Annotated in this window: 24 protein-coding genes; 11 read left to right on the plus strand and 13 right to left on the minus strand. The window is 71.6% G+C overall.

All coding sequences use genetic code 11. From position 1 onward, the window contains the following. Positions 1 to 116: 116 nt before the first annotated feature. Both ACV530_RS23405 and ACV530_RS23410 read right to left on the minus strand, forming a co-directional pair. Positions 117 to 857: a hypothetical protein gene (locus ACV530_RS23405; protein ID WP_494334579.1), complete on the minus strand. Its 741-nt coding sequence runs from the start codon at positions 855 to 857 to the stop codon at positions 117 to 119. Positions 858 to 966: 109 nt separating this feature from the next. Then, positions 967 to 2,016: an ROK family transcriptional regulator gene (locus ACV530_RS23410; protein ID WP_494334683.1), complete on the minus strand. Its 1,050-nt coding sequence runs from the start codon at positions 2,014 to 2,016 to the stop codon at positions 967 to 969. A gap of 52 nt (positions 2,017 to 2,068) precedes the next feature. On the opposite strand from ACV530_RS23410, the gene ACV530_RS23415 reads away from it, so the two are divergent. Next, a complete protein-coding gene (locus ACV530_RS23415) occupies positions 2,069 to 3,163 on the plus strand; it encodes a Gfo/Idh/MocA family oxidoreductase (protein WP_494334580.1) in 1,095 nt (364 codons plus the stop codon). 9 nt (positions 3,164 to 3,172) lie between these two features. On the opposite strand, the gene ACV530_RS23420 is transcribed toward ACV530_RS23415, so the two are convergent. Further along, complete coding sequence (locus ACV530_RS23420; RefSeq protein WP_494334581.1) at positions 3,173 to 3,577, minus strand: nuclear transport factor 2 family protein; 405 nt, start codon at positions 3,575 to 3,577, stop codon at positions 3,173 to 3,175. A gap of 202 nt (positions 3,578 to 3,779) precedes the next feature. After that, positions 3,780 to 4,076: a hypothetical protein gene (locus ACV530_RS23425; RefSeq protein ID WP_494334582.1), complete on the minus strand. Its 297-nt coding sequence runs from the start codon at positions 4,074 to 4,076 to the stop codon at positions 3,780 to 3,782. A gap of 250 nt (positions 4,077 to 4,326) precedes the next feature. Here ACV530_RS23425 and ACV530_RS23430 point away from each other — a divergent pair, with 250 nt between their 5' ends. Beyond that, complete coding sequence (locus ACV530_RS23430) at positions 4,327 to 5,208, plus strand: helix-turn-helix domain-containing protein (RefSeq protein WP_494334583.1); 882 nt, start codon at positions 4,327 to 4,329, stop codon at positions 5,206 to 5,208. Then, the gene (locus ACV530_RS23435) at positions 5,205 to 5,420 is read left to right on the plus strand and encodes a DUF397 domain-containing protein (protein ID WP_494334584.1); all 216 of its coding nucleotides are present in this window, start codon (positions 5,205 to 5,207) and stop codon (positions 5,418 to 5,420) included. Before ACV530_RS23430 ends, ACV530_RS23435 begins: the two co-directional genes overlap by 4 nt. Before the next feature lie 4 nt (positions 5,421 to 5,424). Here ACV530_RS23435 and ACV530_RS23440 read toward each other — a convergent pair whose 3' ends face one another. The 7 genes from ACV530_RS23440 to ACV530_RS23470 all read right to left on the minus strand — a co-directional run bounded on the left by ACV530_RS23440 (position 5,425) and on the right by ACV530_RS23470 (position 12,009). Then, positions 5,425 to 5,952 carry a hypothetical protein gene (locus ACV530_RS23440; protein ID WP_494334585.1) on the minus strand — a complete coding sequence of 176 codons (528 nt, stop codon included), beginning with the start codon at positions 5,950 to 5,952 and terminating at the stop codon, positions 5,425 to 5,427. 111 nt (positions 5,953 to 6,063) lie between these two features. Continuing rightward, positions 6,064 to 6,921, minus strand: coding sequence for a fumarylacetoacetate hydrolase family protein (locus ACV530_RS23445; protein ID WP_494334586.1), 858 nt, complete (start codon positions 6,919 to 6,921; stop codon positions 6,064 to 6,066). Between the two features lie 115 nt (positions 6,922 to 7,036). After that, complete coding sequence (locus ACV530_RS23450; RefSeq protein ID WP_494334587.1) at positions 7,037 to 7,735, minus strand: YidC/Oxa1 family membrane protein insertase; 699 nt, start codon at positions 7,733 to 7,735, stop codon at positions 7,037 to 7,039. Between the two features lie 93 nt (positions 7,736 to 7,828). After that, entirely contained in the window at positions 7,829 to 8,137 is a 309-nt protein-coding gene (locus tag ACV530_RS23455; RefSeq protein ID WP_494334588.1) for a DUF6412 domain-containing protein, read from the minus strand. 55 nt (positions 8,138 to 8,192) lie between these two features. Continuing rightward, the gene (locus ACV530_RS23460; protein WP_494334589.1) at positions 8,193 to 9,701 is read right to left on the minus strand and encodes a sodium:solute symporter family protein; all 1,509 of its coding nucleotides are present in this window, start codon (positions 9,699 to 9,701) and stop codon (positions 8,193 to 8,195) included. Then, complete coding sequence (locus ACV530_RS23465; protein WP_494334590.1) at positions 9,698 to 9,898, minus strand: DUF3311 domain-containing protein; 201 nt, start codon at positions 9,896 to 9,898, stop codon at positions 9,698 to 9,700. The genes ACV530_RS23460 and ACV530_RS23465 overlap by 4 nt, the downstream gene beginning before the upstream one ends. A gap of 413 nt (positions 9,899 to 10,311) precedes the next feature. Then, positions 10,312 to 12,009 carry a translation initiation factor 2 gene (locus tag ACV530_RS23470; protein WP_494334591.1) on the minus strand — a complete coding sequence of 566 codons (1,698 nt, stop codon included), beginning with the start codon at positions 12,007 to 12,009 and terminating at the stop codon, positions 10,312 to 10,314. Positions 12,010 to 12,112: 103 nt separating this feature from the next. Between ACV530_RS23470 and ACV530_RS23475 the strand changes: the two genes are divergently transcribed. From ACV530_RS23475 to ggt, 3 genes are all read left to right on the plus strand, one after another. Further along, positions 12,113 to 12,502 (plus strand): hypothetical protein, encoded by a 390-nt coding sequence (locus tag ACV530_RS23475; protein ID WP_494334592.1) that lies wholly within the window; start codon positions 12,113 to 12,115, stop codon positions 12,500 to 12,502. Between the two features lie 99 nt (positions 12,503 to 12,601). Further along, complete coding sequence (locus tag ACV530_RS23480) at positions 12,602 to 13,510, plus strand: SGNH/GDSL hydrolase family protein (protein WP_494334593.1); 909 nt, start codon at positions 12,602 to 12,604, stop codon at positions 13,508 to 13,510. 123 nt (positions 13,511 to 13,633) lie between these two features. Continuing rightward, complete coding sequence (gene ggt, locus ACV530_RS23485; RefSeq protein WP_494334684.1) at positions 13,634 to 15,445, plus strand: gamma-glutamyltransferase; 1,812 nt, start codon at positions 13,634 to 13,636, stop codon at positions 15,443 to 15,445. Here the strand turns inward: ggt and ACV530_RS23490 are convergent. Further along, on the minus strand, positions 15,426 to 15,983 hold the full coding sequence (locus ACV530_RS23490; RefSeq protein WP_494334594.1) for an isochorismatase family protein: 558 nt from the start codon (positions 15,981 to 15,983) through the stop codon (positions 15,426 to 15,428). The two genes, ggt and ACV530_RS23490, sit on opposite strands and share 20 nt — an antisense overlap. A gap of 177 nt (positions 15,984 to 16,160) precedes the next feature. On the opposite strand from ACV530_RS23490, the gene ACV530_RS23495 reads away from it, so the two are divergent. From ACV530_RS23495 to ACV530_RS23515, 5 genes are all read left to right on the plus strand, one after another. Then, positions 16,161 to 17,003 (plus strand): nitrilase-related carbon-nitrogen hydrolase, encoded by an 843-nt coding sequence (locus ACV530_RS23495; protein ID WP_494334595.1) that lies wholly within the window; start codon positions 16,161 to 16,163, stop codon positions 17,001 to 17,003. Then, positions 17,000 to 18,277, plus strand: coding sequence for an aspartate aminotransferase family protein (locus tag ACV530_RS23500; RefSeq protein WP_494334596.1), 1,278 nt, complete (start codon positions 17,000 to 17,002; stop codon positions 18,275 to 18,277). The genes ACV530_RS23495 and ACV530_RS23500 overlap by 4 nt, the downstream gene beginning before the upstream one ends. Further along, positions 18,274 to 19,668 (plus strand): dihydropyrimidinase, encoded by a 1,395-nt coding sequence (gene hydA / locus ACV530_RS23505; protein WP_494334597.1) that lies wholly within the window; start codon positions 18,274 to 18,276, stop codon positions 19,666 to 19,668. Before ACV530_RS23500 ends, hydA begins: the two co-directional genes overlap by 4 nt. Positions 19,669 to 19,680: 12 nt before the next feature. Next, positions 19,681 to 20,679 (plus strand): TIGR03842 family LLM class F420-dependent oxidoreductase, encoded by a 999-nt coding sequence (locus ACV530_RS23510; RefSeq protein ID WP_494334598.1) that lies wholly within the window; start codon positions 19,681 to 19,683, stop codon positions 20,677 to 20,679. A 169-nt stretch (positions 20,680 to 20,848) separates the two neighbouring features. Beyond that, positions 20,849 to 21,820, plus strand: coding sequence for a L,D-transpeptidase (locus ACV530_RS23515; RefSeq protein WP_494334599.1), 972 nt, complete (start codon positions 20,849 to 20,851; stop codon positions 21,818 to 21,820). Positions 21,821 to 21,845: 25 nt separating this feature from the next. Here the strand turns inward: ACV530_RS23515 and lplAB are convergent, their stop codons facing one another. Further along, positions 21,846 to 22,901 carry a lipoate-protein ligase LplAB gene (lplAB, locus tag ACV530_RS23520; RefSeq protein ID WP_494334600.1) on the minus strand — a complete coding sequence of 352 codons (1,056 nt, stop codon included), beginning with the start codon at positions 22,899 to 22,901 and terminating at the stop codon, positions 21,846 to 21,848. Between the last annotated feature and the right edge of the window lie 79 nt (positions 22,902 to 22,980).

A 22,980-nucleotide genomic window follows, 5' to 3' on the forward strand; every position in this document is an offset into this window, starting at 1 on the left:
TGTTGTGCCGGCCCCCCCCCCCCCCCCCCCCCCCCCCCCCCCCCCCCCCCCCGGGCCCGGGGCCCGGGGGCTTCGCCCCCGGAGGAAACGGTGAAAGGGCGGGACCGGGGCACACCTCACCCCAACCTCCGCGCACCCCACATCAGCAACCCACCCCCCACCACCAACACACCCCCCGCAATCCCCACCCCGATCAACGCCCGTGCATCCCCCGTATCGGCCAGCCCCCGCAACACCCCACCCGTAGGCGAACCACTCGGCACCGGCCGCCCCCGCCCCCCAGCACCCCCCACCCCGAACGTGTAATCGTCGCTCTCCCCCACCCAAGCCCCATCACCCCCACGCCTCTGCACCGCAGCCACATTCACCGTCACCGCCCCCTCCGGCGCCGACTCACCGAACCCCAGCCGCATCGGCACGCTCACTACCCCATGCGCAGGCACCGTAAAGCCGGGGAAGTCGGGCGACCGCCCATCAAGAACACCGACATCCTCCGCCTCATCAGTCCGCTCGAAACGAACAGCTCGCCACCGCCCCACCCCCCGGTCGTAGAACTCCAGCCGGATGTCACCGGGCCGCAGCGCCCGCCCCCGGTCCGCGAAGACCGCGACGGGATGGACGGCCCGGCACTCCGTCCCCGTGCCGTTGCGCAGCTCAAGCTGCCAGTCGCGCGGCGCGGCACCGCGCTCGTACGCCCCGGGGCCGCCGGCCAGCCGGGAGGAGATCGGGAAGTCGGGACTGCGCGGATCCCCGCACCGCGACCCGCCGACGGCACGCGCACTCACAGCGCCCGCCACGAACACGAGGGCGAGGACGGCGAAGACGAGAACCGTACGGACATGGCGGGACAGCAGCATTGCGGAACCTTCACGGGCCGGGGACAACGCGCTCCCCGGGTACCTCCCACCGTTCGCAGCCCGATACCCCGACTGGCTGCCAAATCCCCCGAAGGGGCCCGCAGCGCCCTTACGGGCGGAACAGCGGCGCGAGCACCAGCTCCGCCGCGCCCTCGGCCACCACGCCCGCCCCTCCCGGGGCAACCACCACCGGCGTCCCGCCGACCAGCGCACGCACCCCGGCCACGTACGTCTCCGGATCGGCCAGCACCGTACCGCCGCCCAGCAGCACCCGGTCGATGTCCAGCAACCGCACGAGATTCGCGGCGCCGACACCGAGCAGCCGGGCGGCCCGCGCGGTGTCGCCCTCGGCGACCGCGCTCAGGCACAGCACCTCGAGGCACCCGCGGTTCCCGCAAGGGCAGGGCGGCCCGTCGAGCTGGAGCACCTGGTGCCCGAACTCCCCCGCGCCCGTACGCGCACCCCGGTGCACCGCACCGCCGAGCACGAGCCCGGCCCCCAGCCCGGTACCGAGGTGGAGGTACGCGAACGACCCCGCACACACACGCGCCAGACCGATCGCCGCCGCATTCGTGTCCTTGTCGACCACCACCGGCATCCCCAGCCGCTCCGCGAGCGCATCCCGCAGCGGGAACCCATCCCACTGCGGGAACCCGGTCACGCGGTGGAGCACCCCGCCACGATGGTCCAGCGGCCCGGGCACGGCGGCCCCCACCCCGAGCACGGCCACCGGCCGGTGGTCCGCGAGCAGCGCCGCCACCTCACCCCCCACCGCCGACAGCACCGCTTCCGCGCCCGCCCCGAACGCGAGACTCGCGCTGCGCGTGGCGACCACGGCACCCGTGAGGTCGACGAGCGTCGCGGTGAGCGCATCACGGTCGAGGTGCAGCCCGACCGCATGACCGGCCTCCGGCACCAGCCGCAGCGCGGTGGCCGGCTTGCCCCCGGTCGAGGCGCGCCGCCCCGCCTCGACAGCCAGCCCGGCGTCCCTCAGCCGAGCGCCGATCTTGCTGACGGCCTGCGGGGTCAGCCCGCTCCGCGCGGCGAGCTCCGCACGGCTGGCGCCGCCCTCGCCCGCGCCCCGCAGCAGGCCGAGCACGACGGCACTGTTGTGGTCGCGCAGGGCAGCGACGTCACCTCCGATGCTGTTCACCCGCACATTCTCGCCGCCGCGCTTGCACTTTTGCAACGCCGTTGCCAAAGTGGTCGGCATGGATGGCAACGGCACCACCGACACCCCCCTCCGCGTCGGCCTCATCGGCTACGGCACCGCCGGATCGTTCTTCCACGCCCCGCTGATCGCCGCGACCGAGGGCCTCGTCCTCGACACGGTCGTCACCGCCAACCCGGAGCGGCAGCGACAGGCCGCCGCCGAGCACCCCCACATCCGCACGGTCCCCGACGCGGACGCGCTCTTCGCCCGGGCGGACGAACTCGACCTGGTCGTCATCGCCTCCCCCAACCGCACCCATGTCCCGCTGGCCGGCCGGGCGCTGGACGCCGGGCTGCCGACCGTCGTCGACAAGCCGATGGCGGCGACGGCCGCCGAGGCCGAGGCGCTGGCCGAACTGGCAGCGGAACAGGGCCTGTTGCTCAGCCCCTTCCAGAACCGCCGCTGGGACGCCGACTTCCTCACCGTCCGCAAGCTCCTGACCGACGGCACCTTCGGCCGCGTCCTGCGCTTCGAGTCCCGCTTCGAGCGCTGGCGGCCTCAGCCCAAGGGCGGCTGGCGCGAATCCGGCGACCCGGCGGAGGTCGGCGGCCTGCTCTACGACCTGGGCAGCCACCTCGTCGACCAGGCCCTCACCCTCTTCGGCCCGGCGGCGGCCGTCTACGCCGAGGCCGACGTCCGCCGCCCCGGTGCCGAGGCGGACGACGACACGTTCATCGCCCTCACCCACGCGAACGGCGTCCGTTCCCACCTGTGGATGAGCGCCACCACCGCCCAACTCGGGCCGCGCTTCCGGGTGCTGGGCAGCGAGGCGGGCTATGTGAAGTACGGGCTGGACCCCCAGGAGGAAGCCCTCCGCGAGGGCCTGCGCCCGTCCGGCGACGGGCACGGCGACTGGGGCATCGAGCCCGACACGTCGTGGGGCCGACTGGGCGCGGGCGAGTCCCCGCTGACGGGCGGCGGCGAGCCCGTCCCCTCCCTGCCGGGCAACTACCCCGCGTACTACGCGGCCGTCGCCGCCGCGATCCGCGACGGCGGCAAACCGCCGGTCACGGCCCTCGAGGCCGCGGCGACGCTGCGGGTGCTGGAGGCGGCACGGCTGTCGGCGACGGAGGGCCGTACGGTCACGCTGTGACCTTCCAGGTCAGTCCAGCAGCGCGAGGGCCCAGTTCTGGGTGTCGGCGTACTCGCGCATGCTGACGATCTTGCCTTCGCGGACGGTGAAGACGCCGCTGTTCTTCTGGTCGTACGGCCGCCCCGTCTTACCCGTGGCCCAGGAGTCCCACTCGACGAAGACCTGCTCGCCCTCGCCGAAGAGGTTGGTGACCTTCAGGCCGACCTCCTTCTCCGGGTCGAGGTGGGCGAAGGCGGTCGCGAGGAACCCGTTGATCACCTGATCCCGCCCCTGCCAGGTGCCGGAGATCGGCAGATCGCCGCCGTACCAGCAGCTGCCGTCCTCGGCCCAGGAGTTCAGGATCGTCTCCTGGTCGCCGGCCGCCAGCGCCTCGAAGTAGCGCCGCACGACATCCTTGGGCTCGTTGCCGGTCATGACTCCCACACCCTTCCTCGCTCCCGGGCAGCTCCTCCGCCCGGCAGACCCAAGTCAACCCGCAGGCGGGGCACGGTCCAAGGCGCGATCCGCGCAGGCAGCGATCACGGATCGCGATCAATGGGGGGCGGCAGCGGTGGGCGGTTTACGTGGCGGGGGCTTGGCCGCCCGCCACGTAAACCGCCCACCGATTCCGCCCCCCCTACGGCCTCGCATGCACCGTGACCCAGTGCGCATGCACGGCAGCCCTTGCCTCCCCAGCCGCCACCCCGCCCTTGCCCGCAACCGCCGCCCATCGCGCGGCTTCCAGCTCGGCGCACTCGGTACAGCCGGTCAGGTACGGACGCAGGCCCGCCGCGTTGCGTTCCTCGCGCGTCGCGAGCCGCAGGGATGCGGGCGGCACCTCCCACTCCAACCCACCGCCGGGACACCGCACTTGCACGCGGCCGTCAGCCACACCGATCACCTGCGCGAGCCGGTTCTCGCGCACGTCCACCACGTATGTACCGGTCCTGTACGTCACAGCGACGCGCCCTCCAAGGGTGGCCACACCCAACTCACGCCGGGCAGCACCCATTTGGTGACCCGACTGACCCCTTCGCAACGAAGCCCATCATCCACGTGCCACAACTCACGGATCCTGCATAATGCCGAGCTTCACCCCTCAGGGTGACCCCGTTGCAGTCCTGCGAAAGGGCCGGCACACCTGCAGAACACTGAGCGGAAAGCGTGGGCCAGAGGAGGAAGACATGGGACAACCAGCGCGCCGCACCGCCCGTCGCCGCAGGCTGGGAGCCGAGCTGAAGGCCCTCCGGGAGGCGGCCCATGTCACCACCGAGGCGGCAGCCAAGGCGATCCACGGTGACAAATCGAAGATCAGCCGCCAGGAGACGGGCCGCCACCGTGTTACGCGACTGGAGCTCGATGCGTTGCTCAGCCTCTACAAGGTCACGGACCAGAGGACCCACGAGTGGCTGACCGCTCTGGCTTCCGAAGGGCGCAGACGGAGCTGGTGGCGCCAGCATGGTGAACTCCTGGCGCCGGACCTCAAGGAGTTGCTGACGCTGGAATCCGATGCTGCGAAGATCTGCGCGTTCCAAGCTCAGGTGGTGCCCGGTCTGTTGCAGACCAGAGACTATGCGACCGCAGTCATTTCCGGCGATGGACGGATCACGAAGGAGCAAGTGGAATTCTTCGTCGACCTGCGACTGGAGCGCCAGGACATCTTCCGGCAGGAAGAGCCCCCGCAGTACCTGTGCCTACTGCCGGAAGGTGTCCTCCGGCAGTGCATCGGAGGCCCGGCGGTGGCCGTTGAACAGTTGCAATGGCTTCTCGAAGTGAGCAACCCGCCCAACATGACCATTCAAATAATCCCGCACACCCAGACGGCATTCACGCCGACCGGCGGATCCTTCACCCTCTACTCGTACCCGGACCACCTTGACCTGGACGTAGTCCAGATCGAATACCTCGACGGTGCGCTCTACTTGGAGGAGGATGAGACCGTCGAGAAATACCAGCGGGCGCTGGACGCACTACGCGCGTCCGCATTGTCAGCACAGCAATCCCTCGAGCTGATCTCGTCGATCGTCGAAGACCTGAAGCGCACGCAGGAAAGGCACCGTTCGTGATACGTCACCACTTACCCGAGTGCAAATGGCGCAAGTCCTCATATAGCGGCGACCAGAACGCGCAATGTGTCGAGTGCCAGCGCACTATCGACCACATGGTGGCCGTCGGCGACAGCAAGAACCGGCCCCGGGGGGCGTTCGCCTTCAAGCCGGACATATGGGCCAGCTTTATAGACGCAATACAACGCGGCGAGTTCAGGCCCTGCGCCTGAGCCCTCACCCCTCCACATCCTCCGCCCCCGGCCGGTACAGCACCGCCAGTGCGATCCCCGCGCCCAGCGCGACGAGGGCACCGCCGATCGCCATGTCCTTGCTCATCGGCGGCCCGCTGCGGGCGAGTTCATGGCCGTCGCCCGTGACCGGGGTCACCGTGATGGGGTGGTGGGCAGGTGCGGTCGGGGCCACGGGGACGCCGGACTCGTCGACCCAGGGGTCGGGGTCCGAGGCGCCGCCCCGGCTGTCGTCGTGGGCGCCCGGCCGCCCCTCGCTCTCGCCGGGCCGAGGCGTCGCGGTGGTGAAGCAGTCGTACGCCGCGCACGGGCGGGAGCCGGATGTCCCCTCGTGTGCGCCCGCGATGTCGGGCGCGGCCAGTGCGCACAGCAGGAAGGCGCCGCCGAGCGCCGTCAGGGCGACCGTGACCGCCGCGATCGCGGTCGCCCCGGCCGCCCTGCTCCGCCCCTCACGCCGGCGGTGCTTCCCATACCGTCTGTGCCGTCCCTGCCGCATATCCGAAAATAAGCACATGAATGGCCCGCTCCACGGGCAGCACACGCACCCCCTCCCCCGACATTCCCCCGAACGCACGCGCTCGCTTTGTCGACCTGACGCCAAAGCGCTATGGCGGCCAATCCCCTGCTACGCGTCCTTCAGCTGCTGGCGCTGGCGGCCGAGGCCGTCGATCTCGATCTCGACGACATCGCCGGCCCGCAGATACGGCTTGGGCTCGGGGCGGCCGAGGGCGACGCCGGCCGGGGTGCCGGTGTTGATGACGTCGCCGGGGTAGAGGGTCATGAACCGGCTGACGTACCGCACCACGTGCGCGACCGGGAAGATCTGGTCGGCGGTGGTGGCGTCCTGCATCGGCCGCCCGTTGACCCAGGTGCGGATGCGCAGGGCCTGGGGGTCCGGGACGGCGTCGGCGGTCACCAGCCACGGGCCGAGGGGGCTGAACGTCTCGTGGTTCTTGCCCTTGTCCCACTGGCCGCCGTGCTCCAGCTGGAAGGCGCGCTCGGAGACGTCGTTGGCCACGGCGTACCCCGCCACGCAGGCGAGGGCCTCCTCGTCCGTCCGCAGCCGCCGGGCGGTGCGGCCGATGACGACGGCGAGCTCGGCCTCCCAGTCGGTCTTCAGGCTGCCCGGCGGTACGAGCACGGTGTCCTCGGGCCCGACGACCGTGTCCGGTGCCTTGAGGAAGAGGACGGGTTCGGCGGGTGTCCTGGCGCCGATCTCGGCGACGTGGCCGTGGTAGTTCAGCCCGACGCACACGATCTTGCCTATCCGGGCGACGGGGGCGCCGGTCCGCAGGCCGACGGGGTCGAGGGCGGCCAGGACCCGGGCGCCCACGGCGGCGCGGACATGGGCGAGGGCCGCCGGGTCGCCGAGGAGGGACCCGTCGATGTCGGGCACGATGGCCGACAGGTCGCGCAGTGTCCCGTCCTCGTCGAGCAGGGCCGGGCGTTCCGCTCCTGCCGGGCCGACACGCAGCAGCTTCATCGTGCTTCTCCCGGGGAGTCGGCGGTTTCCGCAACCGGATGATCGTCCTGGATCCGGGCCCGCCCGGCAAGTGCCGTTTCGGACTTCGGGCGGTCAGGCGGCAGTCGGGCAGCGGTCAGGCACTGACCGGGACGGCGCGCGTGCGCTGGAGGAACGCCCGCTCCACGGCCGTCCACAGCGTGGACGTCACCACATACAGCGCGGCCGCGAGCGGCACCACGGCGACGGTGATCAGGGTGGCGAAGGACAGCAGCGGTGCGACCTTCGCGACCGCTCCCATCCCCGGCACGGATTCACCCGAAACGGGAAGCGCGGCCGCGGCCTTGCGGGACCGCGTGTAGGTCCAGGTGGCGACCGCGGCGACCACCACGAACAGGCCCAGGTACACGGCCCAGTGCGCACTGGCCCACCGGTCGCCGAGCGGGGCGCCCAGCAGCGTGTGCGCGAGCAGGTCGCCCGCGCCGGAACCGGTGGAGAACACGTGGTACAGCACCCAGAACACGGGCAGTTGGGCGAGCATCGGCAGGCATCCCGCCAACGGCGAGACGCCCGCTTCCGCGTACAGCTCGGTCATCGCGCGCTGCATGCGCTCCGGGTTCCGCCCGTGCTTGCGCCGCAACTCGGCCAGCCTGGGCGCCAGCTCGGACTTCGCCCGCTCGCCCCGGGCGGCGGACCGGGCGAGCGGATGGAGCGCGAGGCGGACGCACAGGGTGAACACGACGACCGAGGCCGCCGCTGCCGAAGCGCCGAAGAGCGGATCCATGGCGTCGGTCAGATGGGAGAGGAGTGCGCCAAGTAGGGCGAAAAAGGACATGGTTGAGCCCTCCACGGGTCTCGTCGTACCGATGGTCGAAGACATTCGGCGTGACGAGCCGCGCATGGCTCGGCAGTTGACGTGCCTTGGTGCCTACGCGGCCGTCGGGAGGGGACGGCCGGGTGCTCGGGGACGTTGCCTGCCCTGGGCATCGGGGTCGCGCTGGGCGAGGAATGCCGTGCGCAGCTCCCGGTCCCGTATCGCCGTGCGTATACGGGTGGGGGTGAGCGGGCCGGACGAGCGGGCAGCGGCCACCGCGACGGTGCACAGCAACAGGGCGGAGGCGACCGTGGCGGTCACGGCGATGGCGGCGACCGCGCTGATCAATCCGCTCTGCGTGAGCAGCAGTTCGGAGAGGAGGAGCAGGAGCAGGCTCATGTGCGTGCGGAAGACGACGTTCATCGTGATGCCCCTCCCCTCTCGATCTCGATCGGTTCTCGATCGGTCTGCTCACATACTAGGCGGCGCCACTGACAACGGCCTTGTCCGGGTGGGGATCGCTCGCCAGCACCTCGGCGTCGGGCCGGGGGTCCGCCGGCTTCGGCCCGAGCCAGGACACCGCGAGCGCGACCGCCAGGTTCACCCCCAGCGCCAGCGCCCCCGCGTTCACTCCCCACACCGGGTCGTGCTCGGTGAAGACCAGCGCGCACACCAGCGCACCGCCCGCCAGCAGCCCGCTCAGCGCGCCCCACAGCGTCAACTTCCGCCAGACCAGGCCCAACAGGACCATCGGCACGAGCTGGGCCATGCCCTCGTACGAGATGAGCGACAGCCGTACCAGCGTGTTGGGCTCCGTGTACGTCATGGCCAGGGCCAGTGCGCCGGCGGCCACCACGACGAGTTGGGCCGCGAGCCGCTGGCGCCGGGGGCGGTCGCGCAGTGCGGGGATCGTGCCGAGGACGCTCCGTCCCCACATCGTCCCGATCACCAGCATGAAGACCGCCATCGGCACGATCGAGGACAGGGCCCCGGCCACGCCGATCACCCCGACCAACCAGGCGGGCAGCGCGTCCACGACCAGCTTGAAGAGGGCGAGGTTCGACCCCGCCCCGGTCAGTCCGGGGACCACGAAGATCGCGGCCATGCCGAGCAGCATCGGCACGTACAGCAGCACGTTGTAGAAGGGCAGCAGTATGGCGTTGCGGCGCAGGGCGTTGGCGTTGCGCGCGCCGAGGTAACCCGCCACGGTGGTCGGGAAGATGACCACGGTGAGGGAGTTGACGAAGCTCGTGGTGACGAACCAGGTGCCGCCGAGTCCGCTGCCGCCGTGTCCGCTGAACGTCAGCCACTGCGGCTTCTCCCGCACCAGGCGGTCGAGGAACGGGCCGTAGCCGTCGAAGTAGTGCAGGGGCACGTAGACGGCGAGGAAGGCGAGCGTGCCGATGGCCAGGACGTCCTTGAGCACGGACACCCAGGCGCTGCCGCGCAGGCCGCTGACCGCGACGAAGGCGGTGGTGATGGCGAAGGCGAGGAAATAGGCCCAGTTGAGGCTGATCGCCCCGTAGGAGATCGTCGAGACGACGACGCCCATGCCGGTGATCTGCAACTGGATGTAGGGCAGGAGGCACACCGTGGCCAGGATCGCCACGAGGGTGCCGAGCCAGGGCCGCCCGTAGCGGTGGGCGACCATGTCGGTGATGGAGACCAGGTTGTGGTCGCGGGCGTACGACCAGAGCGTCGGGCCGACGACGTAGCCGATCGCGTAGCCGCAGGAGAGGTACGCGACGACGTAGAGCACGGGGGCGCCGAAGTTGTAGCCCCAGCCCGCCGCGCCGAGGTAGCTGAAGCTCGTGTAGCCCTCGCCGGCCATCAGGACCCAGATGAAGACCGTGCCGAGGCTGCGCCCGCCCACCGACCATTCGGCGATGCCGCCGCCCTTGCCGTGCCCGCGCACGGCGAGCAGGCCGAGGACGACGGTCAGCAGCATGAACGCGCCGAAGACGGAGGTCGCGACCGTCGCGTTCATGCGCGGCCCCGCTTCCGGTCGGAGCGCCAGAGGAGCCAGACGGCGGCCGGGGTGAGGAGTGTGGCGAGGAGCAGCCAGAAGAAGAGGAAGGGGAGGCCGAGGACGGTGGGGTGGACGCGGTCGGTGAGGGGCAGGGCCCCCAGGTAGAGGATGTAGGGGACCAGCAGCCACAGCAGGGCAGGACGTTTCTTCAACACGGGGCTGACCCTAGGTGGTGGGGGGTGGGATGTGCCCCGGACCCTCCCCCAGAGGGGGCACCCCCATTTCACCGTTTCCTCCGGGGGCAAGCCCCCGGGCCCCGAGCCGCGCTGACGCGCGGCATCCGGGGGCTACGCCCCCTGACCCCCGTCTCGGGGGCAAGCCCCCGGACCCCGAAACCGCGGCTCCGCCGCGTTGGTCCTCAAACGCCGGACGGGCTGAATGGTGCCGGGCCGGGCTGGATTTCGCGCTTGCGCTGAAATCCGGCGCGGGCGCGAAAATCAAGCCCGGCCGGCGATTGAGGCCGAGCGGCGAAGCCGCGACAAGGGGGGCCAGGGGGCGGAGCCCCCGAAGCGGGGTCCGGGGGCGGAGCCCCGGGGAACGGTGGAAGGGTGGGACCGGGGCACACCCCCTACCCCAGCTCGTACCCCGCGTCCTCCGCCCCCGCCGCACGCAGCCGCACCTCGTACGGGCGGCCGCCCGTCACGCAGGTGAAGGCGGCCGGAAGGTCCGGGTGCTGCCCGTCGAGCCACGTGTGGACGGCGGACAGCACGGCGGCCGGGTCCGCGCGCACGACACGGCCGTCCTCCTCGTGCGGTGCGATGCGGACGGACAGCAGCGTGCCCCGGTGTGTACGGGCCACGCACCACGAGCGCGACACGACCGCAGCCGCCAGCCGGCAGTACGGGTACGCGGCCAGCACATTGGCGGTCCACCCGGCGGCGGTCCACGCCGCACTGTGCGGGCCCGTCGCGGGCGGCTGGGCACGGGAGTAGAGCAACGCGGCGCTCTGGAGCCGGTGTTCACCGGCCTCGCCGTACTCGGCGGCGAGGTGGTGGGCGGGGGTGCCGAGGTGGGCGGGGAATCGCTCGACGTGCACGCGGGTGCCGTCCACCCGGGTGCGGACCGCGAACGCGTCGGGCTTGCGGGCGGGCGGCGAGGGCACCGGCAGGGGGCGGGCCTCGGCCGGCCCCTGCGGGGGAGCGAGGCCGAGCTGCGCGTACAGCTCCTCGCGCAGGCGCTCCAGCGCCCGCCCCTGCTCGGCGAACGCGGGCCGGGCGAGGGCGCGTACGGTGCCGGGTCGGTGCGCCCGGAGCAGCTCCTCGAGCCGGTCCGGGTCCGTCAGGCGCGGGACGCGGGCGAGGAGCCGGGCCATCGGGCTGCCCGGTATGAGCTCGTCGCCCCCGTCGCAGGCGGCGATCAGCGGACGGTCGAGGGCGGCGGCGTAGAGCGCCGTCGAGCCGTGGTCGGTGATCACGGCGTCGGCCGCGACGAGCACCGCGGCCCACTCCTCGTACGGCCGGGCGAGCACCGCCCCGGCGGCGAGCGCGGGGTCCAGGTCCTGGGCGAGGTCGAGGGAGCCCGTTCTGCTGTGCTCGTTGGGGTGCACGATCAGGGCCAGCTGGTAGGCGTCGTACGGCAGTCGGGCGGCCAGCTCGGCCGCCAGGCCGGGCCGGCGGCGGAGCAGGGACGCCGGGCCCCAGGTCGACGTCAGGGCGATCAGCTTCCGTCCGCCCGTGCCCAGGGCCGCCCGGTAGCGGTCACGGCGGGGGCGGGACGCCAGGATCCGGTCGAGCGTGGGATCGCCGACGACGGCCGCGCGGGCCGCGGCCTGCGGGCAGTGGGCCGCCAGGCGGTCGACCTGGCTGGGGTGGGCCAGCGCGTGGAGCGCCGCCACGGCGCGGCCGTCCGCCAGCAGATGCGCCGGGTCGAGCCCGGAGGCCAGACCGTACGAACCCTCCCCGGCCACGGTCTTGTTGAAGCCCGCCCCGTGCGGGAACAGCACACGCGGTCCGCGCAGCAGCCGGAGCGCGCCCTTGGGGCTCGCCGCGAGGATCAGGTCGAACGAGCGCCGGCGGGCCTCGTCCCAGGGCACGGTGTGCGCCCCGGTCCGCTCGAGGGCCGCCAGGGCCTCGATGTCGAAGTCGGAGCCGGGGACGAGGGTGAAGAGGCGCCGCACCCGCGCGTCACCGGCGAAGACCGGGAGGACGTCCAGGAGCCGGTGCAGAGCGGCCGCCGACCGCACGGCGAACAGCACAGTCCTGGCACCTGCTGCCTGCTGCCTGCTGCCCGCTGCCCGCTGCCCGCTGCCCGCTGGGTCAGTGTTCATCGTAGGGCGGAACGGTTCCGCACGCGGGCCCTTTGTGCAGATCGGCGAGGATGTCCCATGGTCGGACGGCGGCATGACGGAGATCGTACGGAAGGACGCGCGCATGAGTGAGTGGGGGGTCGCACTGATCGCGGCCGGGGCGGCGATCTCGGGCAGCGTGGTCACCGGCTGGTTCGCGCGCAGCTCGGCGGCGATGACGCTCGGGGAACAACGGGCCGTACGGGCACGGGAGTTACGCCGGGAGACTTATGTCCGATTCCTCGAGGCCGTGGAGGCCTCCGCGTTGGCGCAGCGGACGGGGGAGGCGGACCGGGGCGACCGCCCCGCCCTGCACCGCGCCCTGGGTGCGGTACTGCTGGAGGGGCCGCCGGAGGTGACGCGGGCGGCCCGGGAGGTGGTCGCCCTGCTGGAGCGGGGGCGGCTGTCGGACGAGCTCGACGACGCCAGGGACGCGTTCGTCCGGTCGGCACAGGACGCCCTGGGAGGCGAGTGACGCACGACACCACAGAGACCGGTGAGATTGACAGGCAGGCTTGGCACAGCGGACTCTGACTGCCGGTAACTCCTGGTTGACAGTCTTCGGAGGCACGTGGTGACAGAGGTACGCGGATCCGTCGGGCGGTACGGAAAGGCCCTGGCGGCACTCGGTGCGGCCACGGCCCTGACGGCCGGTGCCGCCGCACCGGCGGGCGCCGCGGCGCCCTCGGCACCCGCAGCGCCCTCGATGTCTGGCGGCGCCCGCTACGTCGCGCTCGGCGACTCGTACACCTCCGGGCCCGGCATCCCGCAGCAGAGCGGCGGCGACTGCGCCCGCTCGAGCGTCAACTACCCGTCGCTCACGGCCGCGGCGCTGCACGTGAAGTCCTTCAAGGACGTCAGCTGCAGCGGTGCGAAGACCGACGACATGTGGCGGGCCCAGGGCGCGAACCCGCCCCAGCTCGACGCGCTCGGCAAGAACACCCGCATCGTCACCCTCGGCATCGGCGGCAACGACATCGGCTTCAGCCAGATCATCGGCACCTGCGCCCACCTGTCCGTCACGGACCCGGTCGGCGCGCCCTGCCGCAAGCAGTACACCGCGGGCGGCAGCGACCAGCTCGCCGCACGCGTCAACAGCGCCGCGCCGAAGATCGCCAACGTGCTGAAGGCCATTCACCAGCGCGCCCCGCACGCCCGCGTCGTGCTGGCCGGCTACCCGTCGATCATGCCGGACAGTGGGAACAGCTGCTTCCCGTCCGTGCCGATCGCCGCCGGTGACACCGCCTACCTCCGCGACACCGAGAAGGCGCTCAACGCGATGCTTCAGGCGCAGGCCCGCAAGGCGCACGTCCGCTACGCCGACACCTACCGCGCGACCGTCGGCCACGACGTGTGCCAGCCGGACGCGACGCGCTGGATCGAGGGCGTCCAGCCCACCCGCCCGGCCGCTCCCTTCCACCCCAACGCCGACGGCGAGCGCGCCATGGCGCAGCCGGTGGTGGAGCAGTTGCGCAAGCACTGAGCCAAGCAAGCGCTGAGCCAGGCAAGCACTGAGCCAAGACAGTGTGGAGTACCTGTCGGCGAGCGGGCCCCGCGAGTAGGCTCCGGGGCCCAATCGCCGCACAGGGAGACTCCGATGGCCGGGATGAGACCGTCCGTACAGCGACATCTGCCCGTGCTCGCCGCGGCGGCCCTGCTCGTCGGGGCCGCCGCACCCGCAGCCACCGCCACCGCGCAGGGCGCTGACCGCGTGCCCGCCAAGTCGCCGCTCGCCGTGGGCCGCGGCGGGGCGGTCTCGAGCGTCGACGCCCGCGCCTCCGCCGCCGGGATCGAGGTGCTGCGGCACGGCGGCAACGCCGTCGACGCCGCGGTGGCGACCGCCGCCGCGCTGGGCGTCACCCAGCCGTACTCGGGCGGCATCGGCGGTGGCGGCTACTTCGTCTACTACAACGCGCGCTCGCACAAGGTCTTCACCATCGACGGCCGCGAGCGTGCCCCGCTCAGCGCCGGCACGGACCTGTTCGTCGAGAAGGGCCGCCCGATCCCGTTCGACGACGCGGTCACCAGCGGCCTCAGCGTTGGGGTGCCGGGCACACCCGCCACCTGGGACACCGCGCTGCGCAGCTGGGGCACGAGGCCGCTCGCGCAGGTGCTCCGGCCCGCCGAGCGGCTGGCCCGCAACGGCTGGACCGTGGACGCGGTCTTCCGGCAGCAGACGGCCGACAACGAGAAGCGCTTCAAGGACTTCCCGGCGACGGCGAAACTCTTCCTCCCGGGAGGCAGGCTTCCGGCCGTCGGGTCGACGCTGAAGAACCCCGATCTGGCGCGCACCTACGAGCTGTTGGGGAGGAAGGGCGTCGGCGTCGTCTACCGGGGCGAGGTGGGGCGCGACCTGGTCAAGACCGTGCGCAAGCCTCCTGTGGCCCCCGGGTCGGGGCGGCTGGCGCGGCCCGGCGACCTGAGGGAGCGGGATCTGCGGGCCTATACGACCGTCAGGCGCACGCCGACCCATACGACGTACCGCGGGCTCGACGTGTACGGCATGGCCCCGTCCTCGTCCGGCGGGACGACGGTCGCCGAGGCGCTCAACATCCTGGAGCGGAGCGACCTCCGCGGGCTCGACGCCACGACCTATCTGCACCGCTATCTCGAGGCGAGCCGTATCGCCTTCGCCGACCGCAACCGCTGGGTCGGCGATCCGGCGCAGGAGCACGTGCCCACCATGGACCTGACGTCGAAGCGGTTCGGCGACGCGCGGTCCTGCCTCATCGATGACGCGAAGGCGCTGACCAGTCCGCTCGCGCCCGACGACCCGCGCCATCCGGCGCCCTGCGGGGAGGCGCGCGGCCGGGCGGTGCCCACGCCGTACGAGGGGCAGCAGACCACCCATATGACGGTGGCCGACAAGTGGGGCAACGTCGTCGCGTACACCTTCACCCTGGAGCAGTTCGGCGGCAGCGGCATCACCGTGCCCGGACGCGGGTTCCTGCTCAACAACGAGCTGACCGACTTCTCCTTCGTGCCGGTGACCCCGGGCGTCCACGACCCCAACCTGCCGGGGCCGGGCAAGCGCCCGCGGTCGTCGATGGCGCCGACAGTGGCGCTGAAGCACGGGAAGTTCGACTTCGCGATCGGGTCGCCCGGTGGCGCGTCGATCATCACGACCGTGCTGCAGACGTTCCTCAACCACGTGGACCGCGGCATGCCGCTCGTCGATGCCATCGCCGCGCCGCGCGCGAGCCAGCGCAACGCCGCGGCGACGGAGGCGGAGAAGGCTCTGTGGGACGGCGGGCTGCGGCACGCGCTCGAGGCCAAGGGCCAGGTGTTCAAGCTGGTCCCGGACATCGGTGCCGCCACCGGCGTCCAGCGGCTGCCGGACGGCCGGTGGCTGGCCGCCGCGGAGACCAAGCGGCGCGGCGGCGGCTCGGCCCTGGTGGTCAGCCCAGCAGGGCGATGATCGCGTCCGTGGTGTCGGTCTCGGCCAGCCGCGGCAGCACCTTCTCGACGCTGACCCGGTGGATCTCGGGGTCGACGTCGGAGACCGCGTCGGTCGCGACCGTGACGTGATAGCCGTGCTCGTGGGCGGCGCGGGCGGTGGACTCCACGCCCGCGCCGGTCGCGATGCCCGCCAGCACGATCTGGGTCACGCCCCGGCGGCGGAGCTGGAGGTCGAGGTCGGTGGCGTGGAAGGCGCCCCAGGTGTGCTTGGTGACCACGATGTCACCGTCCTGACGGTCCAGTTCGGGCCTGAGGTCGGCGAAGTCGGCCGGCGGCTCGCCGCGGCGCAGTGGCTGCTCGGTTCGGCCTGGCGCGCCGGGGCCGGTGACGCGGACCAGGACGACCGGCAGGCCGCGCTCGCGGAACGCGGCGGCGAGCCGGGCACCGCGCCCGACGACCTCGTCGGCGGGGTGGGGGACGGTGGGCAGGGCGGTGATGCCCTTCTGGAGGTCGATGAGGACGAGCGCCGTGCGCGGATCGAGTGTGGTGGCAGACATGGGGCCACCGTACGATTAAGACAGGAAGGCTTGCAAGCTTCCCTGTTCAGTTGGCCGTCGGTCGATCGGTGGGTGCCGTGGTCTTGCCTCGGCGGATCACCGGATCTACGGTCGCATTCCACACGCGGTCTACGCGTGTGGAACGCGACCGGCTGAATCCCGGCGAAGGAGCAGCTCGTGACCCAAGTCGTCCGCGCCGCCCTGGTTCAGGCCACCTGGACCGGCGACACCGAATCGATGATCGCCAAGCATGAGGAGCACGCCCGCACCGCGGCCGCGCAGGGCGCCAAGGTGATCGGTTTCCAGGAAGTCTTCAACGCCCCCTACTTCTGTCAGGTGCAGGAGGACGAGCACTACCGCTGGGCCGAGTCCGTCCCCGACGGCCCGACCGTGCGCCGGATGTGCGAACTCGCCCGCGAGACCGGCATGGTGATCGTCGTGCCCGTCTTCGAGAAGGAGTCCTCCGGCTTCTACTACAACACCGCCGCCGTCATCGACGCCGACGGCCGCTACCTCGGCAAGTACCGCAAGCACCACATCCCCCAGATCAAGGGGTTCTGGGAGAAGTTCTACTTCAGGCCGGGCAACCTCGGCTGGCCAGTGTTCGACACCGCCGTCGGCAGGGTCGGCGTCTACATCTGCTACGACCGCCACTTCCCCGAGGGCTGGCGCCAACTCGGCCTGGAGGGCGCCCAGCTGGTCTACAACCCCTCCGCCACCTCGCGCGGGCTCTCCTCGCATCTCTGGAAGCTGGAGCAGCCCGCCGCGGCCGTCGCCAACGAGTACTTCGTCGCCGCGATCAACCGCGTCGGCCGCGAGGAGTACGGCGACAACGACTTCTACGGCACGTCCTACTTCGTCGACCCGCGCGGGCAGTTCGTCGGGGACGTCGGGAGCGACAGCAAGGAGGAACTGCTCGTCCGCGACCTGGACTTCGGCCTCATCGACGAGGTCCGCCGGCAGTGGGCCTTCTACCGCGACCGCAGGCCCGACGCGTACGACGGGCTGGTCTGGCCATGACGTCGCTGCACGCGCGCCACCGGGCCGTGACGCCCGAGTGGCTGGCCCTCTACTACCGCGAGCCGCTCGAACTCACCCACGGCGAGGGCCGATACGTCTGGGACGCGGCCGGGAAGCGCTACCTCGACTTCTTCGGCGGCATCCTCACCACCATGACCGCCCACGCCCTGCCCGAGGTCACCAAGGCCATCGCCGAGCAGGCCGGGCGCATCCTGCACACCTCCACCCTCTACCTCGACCGGCACATGGTCGAGCTCGCCGAGCGCATCGCCGCGCTCTCCCGGATCCCCGACGCCCGCGTCTTCTTCACCACCTCCGGCACCGAGGCCAACGACGCGGCCCTGCTGCTGGCCACCACGTACCGGCGCTCCAACCAGATCCTGGCGATGCGCAACAGCTACCACGGCCGCTCCTTCTCCACGGTCGGCATCACCGGCAACACCTCGTGGTCGCCGACCAGTCTGTCGCCGCTGCAGACGCTCTACGTGCACGGCGCCGTGCGCTCGCACGGCCCGTACGCCCGCCTGTCCGACCAGGACTTCATCAAGGCGTGCGTCGAGGACCTCGAGGACGTCCTCGGCCAGGCCCACGGCACCGTCGCCGCGCTGATCGCCGAACCGATCCAGGGAGTCGGCGGATTCACCGCGCCGCCCGACGGGCTGTACGCCGCGTTCCGCGAAGTCCTCGCGCGGCACGGCATCCTGTGGATCACCGACGAGGTCCAGACCGGCTGGGGCCGCACCGGCGACCACTTCTGGGGCTGGCAGGCACACGGCGAGAACGGCCCGCCCGACGTGCTCACCTTCGCCAAGGGCATCGGCAACGGCATGTCGATCGGCGGTGTCGTCGCCCGCGCCGAGGTCATGAACTGCCTGGAGGCCAACTCCATTTCGACCTTCGGCGGCAGCCCCGTCACCATGGCCGCCGGCCTCGCCAACCTCGGCCACCTCCTGGAGAACGACCTCCAGGGCAACGCCCGGCGCGTCGGCGGCCTGCTCATCGAACGGCTCCGCGCCGTCACCGCCTCGCTCCCGGTCGTCCGCGAGGTCCGCGGCCGGGGCCTGATGATCGGCGTGGAGCTGGCCGACGCGGCAGCCGCCTCACAGGCCCTCGAACACGCCCGTGAGCTGGGCCTGTTGATCGGCAAGGGCGGCCGGGAGGGCAACGTCCTGCGCATCGCCCCGCCCATGTCGCTCACCGTGGCCGAGGCCGAGGAGGGCGCGGCCCTGCTGGAACGGACCCTGCGGCACGTGCAGGGGAAGGAGCAGCCATGACCCGCACCCTCATCCGCGGCGGCCTCGTCATCACCGCCGCCGAGGAGACCCACGCCGACGTCCTCGTCGAGGACGGCAAGGTCGCCGCGCTGGCGGCGCCCGACAGCGCGTACGCACAGGGCTGGACGGCCGACCGCACGATCGACGCGACGGGGAAGTACGTCATCCCCGGCGGCGTCGACGCGCACACCCACTTCGACCTGCCCTTCGGCGGCACGTCCTCCTCCGACACCTTCGAGACCGGCACCCGGGCCGCCGCCTGGGGCGGCACGACCACCGTGGTCGACTTCGCCGTGCAGTCGCGGGGGCAGGCGCTGCGCGCCGGGCTCGACACCTGGCACGCCAAGGCCGAGGGCACCTGCGCCGTCGACTACGCCTTCCACATGGTCCTCTCCGATGTGAACGAGTCCACCCTGAAGGAGATGGACCACCTCGTCGCCGAGGGCGTCACCTCGTTCAAGCTCTTCATGGCCTACCCGGGCGTCTTCTACAGCGACGACGGACAGATCCTGCGGGCCATGCAACGCGCCGCCGGCAACGGCGGGTTGATCATGATGCACGCCGAGAACGGCATCGCCATCGACGTCCTGGTCGAGCAGGCGCTCGCCGCGGGCCGCACCGACCCCCGGTACCACGGAGAGGTCCGCAGGACGCTGCTCGAGGCGGAGGCCACCCACCGCGCCATCCAGCTCGCCCGCGTCGCCGGCAGCCCGCTCTACGTCGTGCACGTCTCGGCCGAGGAGGCCGTCGCCGAGCTCGCCCAGGCACGCGACCGGGGCCTGCCGGTCTTCGGCGAGACCTGCCCGCAGTACCTCTTCCTCTCCACCGACAACCTCGCCGAACCGGACTTCGAGGGCGCCAAGTACGTCTGCTCGACACCCCTTCGGCCCCGCGAGCACCAGGAGGCACTCTGGCGCGGGCTGCGCACGAACGATCTCCAGGTCGTGTCCACCGACCACTGCCCGTTCTGCTTCTCCGGCCAGAAGGAGCTCGGCCGCGGCGACTTCTCGAAGATCCCCAACGGCCTGCCCGGGGTGGAGAACCGGATGGACCTCCTCCATCAGGCCGTCGTCGACGGGCACATCAGCCGCCGCCGCTGGATCGAGATCGCCTGCGCCGCGCCTGCCCGCATGTTCGGCCTCGCGCCGCACAAGGGCACGATCACCCCCGGCGCGGACGCCGACATCGTCATCTACGACCCGCACGCCGAGCAGGTCGTCTCGGCACGGACGCACCACATGAACGTCGACTACTCGGCATACGAGGCCAAGCGCGTCACCGGACAGGTCGAGACCGTCCTCTCGCGCGGCGAAGTCGTCATCGACAGGCGTACGTTCACCGGCCGCGCCGGACACGGCCGCTACGTACCCCGCACCACCTTCTCTGTGTAAGGAGCGTCACCGTTGGACTTCGGCCTCGTCCTGCAGACCGACCCGCCCGCCTCCGCCGTCGTGGAGCTGATGCGCCGTGCCGAGCGCTGTGGCTTCCGCTACGGCTGGACCTTCGACTCCTCTGTGCTCTGGCAGGAGCCGTTCGTCATCTACAGCCGCATCCTGGAACACACGGAGCGACTTGTCGTGGGGCCCATGGTGACCAACCCCTCCACCCGCACCCCCGAGGTCACCGCCTCCACCTTCGCCACGCTCAACGACATGTACGGCAACCGCACCGTGTGCGGCATCGGCCGCGGCGACTCCGCGATGCGGGTCGCCGGCCGCCGCCCCAACACGCTTGCCGCGCTGAGGGATTCGATGCGCGTCATCCGCGACCTGGCGGAGGGGCGGGAGACCGACGTCGGCGGGACGGCGCTGCGCCTGCCGTGGGTGAAGGACGGCAAGCTGCCCGTGTGGATGGCGGCGTACGGTCCGAAGGCGCTCGCCCTGGCCGGGCGGGAGGCCGACGGCTTCATCCTCCAGCTCGCCGACCCGTATCTGACCGAGTGGATGGTGCACGCCGTACGCAGCGCCGCGGCCGACGCCGGACGCGACCCGGCCTCCGTCACCATCTGCGTCGCCGCCCCCGCCTACGTCGGCGACGACCTCGCGCACGCGCGCGAGCAGTGCCGCTGGTTCGGCGGCATGGTCGGCAACCACGTCGCCGACCTCGTCACCCGCTACGGCGAGGGCACCGGCGCCGTGCCGGAGGCGCTCACCGCGTACGTCAAGCAGCGCGAGGGCTACGACTACAGCCACCACGGGCGGGCCGGGAACCCCTCCACGGACTTCGTCCCGGACGAGATCGTCGACCGGTTCTGCGTGCTGGGGCCGGTGTCGGCACACCGGGAACGGCTGGAGCGGCTGCGGGAGCTGGGGGTTGACCAGTTCGCGCTGTATGCGATGCATGATGCGCGGGAGGAGACGATCGACGCGTACGGGAGGGAAGTGATCCCGGCAATGGGCTGAGCCGGCTCGTCGGCCAAAAAGTCGCGGCCCGACCCCACCCCCAAGTCTTGGCCAACGGTTTGCCGATCCCCATGCAACCAATCCCGCAGGGTTCCGACTCTGAGGGAGACGAGAAGTGATCTTCGTTGCGAACAGGGGACATAGGGCAATGGGTCGGGTAACGCGCAGTATGGGAATCGCACTGCTGGCCAGTGCGGTGCTGGCAGGCAGCAGTGCGTGCGACGGGAAGAACGGGAAGAAGTCGTCGGCCTCGGACGAGAAGCCGTCGCCGAAGGCCTCGGCCAGTGCCAAGCCGTCACCGACGCACCCGTCCGGGCCGCCCATGGAGCTGGAGTCGATCAGCCCCGACAGTGGCACCGTCGGGGTGGCCATGCCCATCTCGGTCGAGTTCACCAAGCCGGTGGCCTCCTCCGCCCGGGCCGAGATCGAGCGGCACTTGAAGGTGACCGCCTCCACGCCGGTCGTGGGCGCATGGCACTGGTTCCGCGACGACGACGACCACTACACCCGAGTCGACTGGCGGCCGAAGGACTACTGGCCGTCGGGGACCAAGGTGACGGTCAACGCCGACCTGGACGGTGTGGGGGACGGCAACGGCCGCTATGGCACCCACGCCTACCGGCACAGCTTCACCATCGGAGCCGACTTCGAGACCGCGGTGTCCGTGCCGGACCACAAGATGAAGATCACCCAGAACGGCAAGGAGGTGCGGAGCATGCCGATGGATGCGGGCAGCGAGGACTTCCCCTCCTGGGACGGCACCATGGCGGTGATGGACAGGCAGCGCTGGGTGCATATGACCTCCTGCAGCGTGGGCATCAGCTGCACCAAGGGCACCGCCAACTTCTACGACCTGAACCTGCCCTGGGACGTCCAGCTCACCAACTCGGGCACCTATGTCCACTTCTCCAATGCGCACCCCGACCCGGGCCATGGCGAGGGGTCGCACGGCTGCATCCACCTGTCCGAGGACAACGCGGAGTGGTACTACAACAACGTCCACCTGGGCGACCCCGTCACCATCAAGGGATCTCCGCGCGGAGACACCGCCGCGGACAACGGCTACGCCGCCTTCACCCTCACCTGGGACAAGTGGCTGAAGGGCAGCACGACCGGCCAGCAGACGACCGGCGCTGCCTAGCGAACCGCGCTCCGCGCGGTTGTCGCTACGGCACCCGCGCCGTCCACCCCTCCGACGAGAACTTCGTCGCCGCCAGCTCCTCGGCCCGCGCCAGCTCCTCCGGAGTGACCGCACCTTCCGTCAGCCCGTACCGTCCACGGAAGGACGCGATCATCTTCTCGATGACGGCAGAACGCGGCAGCCCGGTCTGGCGGCGCAACGGATCGACCCGCTTCTTCGCGCTCTTCGTGCCCTTGTCGGACAGCTTCTCCCGCCCGATCCGCAGGACTTCGGTCATCTTGTCGGCGTCGATGTCGTACGCCATCGTCACGTGGTGCAGCACCGCACCACCCCCCGAGACCACCCGCTTCTGCGCGGCCCCCGCGATCTTCCCGGCCTCCGTCGCGATGTCGTTGAGCGGCTGGTACCAGGCCTTGATGCCCATGTCGCCGAGCGCACCCAGCACCCAGTCGTCGAGATAGGCGTAGCTGTCGGTGAACGACAGCCCCTGCACCAGCGCATCGGGCACGCACAGCGAGTACGTGATGGTGCTCTGCGGCTCGCAGAACATCGCCCCGCCGCCGCTGATCCGGCGCACCACCGTGATGCCGTGGCGCTCCGCGGCCTCCAGGTCCACCTCGTTGCGGAGCGACTGGAAGCTGCCGATGACCACGGCGGGCGCACCCCACTCCCACACCCGCAGGGTCGGCGGCCGCCGACCGGCGGCCACCTCGGCGGTCAGGACCTCGTCCAGCGCCATATGCAGGGCGGGGGACTGGGGGGCGTCATGGATCAGCTGCCAGTCGAAGTGATGCCAGTCGGCGGCGTTCGCCAGCGCCCGGCGGACCGCGATGCCCACGGCCTCCGAGCCGAAGCCGAACATCACCGTCCCCTCCGGCAGCGCGGCGTCGATCCGGGCCGCGAGCTCCGCGGCGGACAGGCCGGCGTCGGCGCCTTCCAGCGCGCGGTTGATGTCGAGCAGCGCCTCGTCGGGCTCGAGGAAGAAGTCGCCCGCGACCCGTACGTCGCGCAGCGCGCCGCCTTGGACCTCCAGGTCAACGACGACGAGCTTGCCGCCGGGGACCTTGTACTCGCCATGCACGGCGCAACCTCCTGCTCGATGGAACTCCGCCCACCGTAACGCGCCAGGGGGTTGCGCGAGCGCGGGGGATCTGACGTCC

It is taken from the genome of Streptomyces sp. SX-6 (genome assembly GCF_059089585.1).

Bases quoted from the DNA above. Each gene is read 5' to 3' on its own strand.
- ACV530_RS23445 (WP_494334586.1), bottom strand. From the start codon at position 6,921: ATGAAGCTGCTGCGTGTCGGCCCGGCAGGAGCGGAACGCCCGGCCCTG.
- ACV530_RS23490 (WP_494334594.1), bottom strand. From the start codon at position 15,983: ATGTCTGCCACCACACTCGATCCGCGCACGGCGCTCGTCCTCATCGAC.
- ACV530_RS23430 (WP_494334583.1), top strand. From the start codon at position 4,327: ATGGGACAACCAGCGCGCCGCACCGCCCGTCGCCGCAGGCTGGGAGCC.
- ACV530_RS23415 (WP_494334580.1), top strand. From the start codon at position 2,069: ATGGATGGCAACGGCACCACCGACACCCCCCTCCGCGTCGGCCTCATC.
- hydA (WP_494334597.1), top strand. From the start codon at position 18,274: ATGACCCGCACCCTCATCCGCGGCGGCCTCGTCATCACCGCCGCCGAG.
- ACV530_RS23405 (WP_494334579.1), bottom strand. From the start codon at position 857: ATGCTGCTGTCCCGCCATGTCCGTACGGTTCTCGTCTTCGCCGTCCTC.
- ACV530_RS23515 (WP_494334599.1), top strand. From the start codon at position 20,849: ATGGGAATCGCACTGCTGGCCAGTGCGGTGCTGGCAGGCAGCAGTGCG.
- ACV530_RS23420 (WP_494334581.1), bottom strand. From the start codon at position 3,577: ATGACCGGCAACGAGCCCAAGGATGTCGTGCGGCGCTACTTCGAGGCG.
- ACV530_RS23470 (WP_494334591.1), bottom strand. From the start codon at position 12,009: ATGAACACTGACCCAGCGGGCAGCGGGCAGCGGGCAGCGGGCAGCAGG.
- ACV530_RS23450 (WP_494334587.1), bottom strand. From the start codon at position 7,735: ATGTCCTTTTTCGCCCTACTTGGCGCACTCCTCTCCCATCTGACCGAC.
- ACV530_RS23460 (WP_494334589.1), bottom strand. From the start codon at position 9,701: ATGAACGCGACGGTCGCGACCTCCGTCTTCGGCGCGTTCATGCTGCTG.
- ggt (WP_494334684.1), top strand. From the start codon at position 13,634: ATGAGACCGTCCGTACAGCGACATCTGCCCGTGCTCGCCGCGGCGGCC.
- ACV530_RS23455 (WP_494334588.1), bottom strand. From the start codon at position 8,137: ATGAACGTCGTCTTCCGCACGCACATGAGCCTGCTCCTGCTCCTCCTC.
- ACV530_RS23500 (WP_494334596.1), top strand. From the start codon at position 17,000: ATGACGTCGCTGCACGCGCGCCACCGGGCCGTGACGCCCGAGTGGCTG.
- ACV530_RS23475 (WP_494334592.1), top strand. From the start codon at position 12,113: ATGAGTGAGTGGGGGGTCGCACTGATCGCGGCCGGGGCGGCGATCTCG.
- ACV530_RS23440 (WP_494334585.1), bottom strand. From the start codon at position 5,952: ATGTGCTTATTTTCGGATATGCGGCAGGGACGGCACAGACGGTATGGG.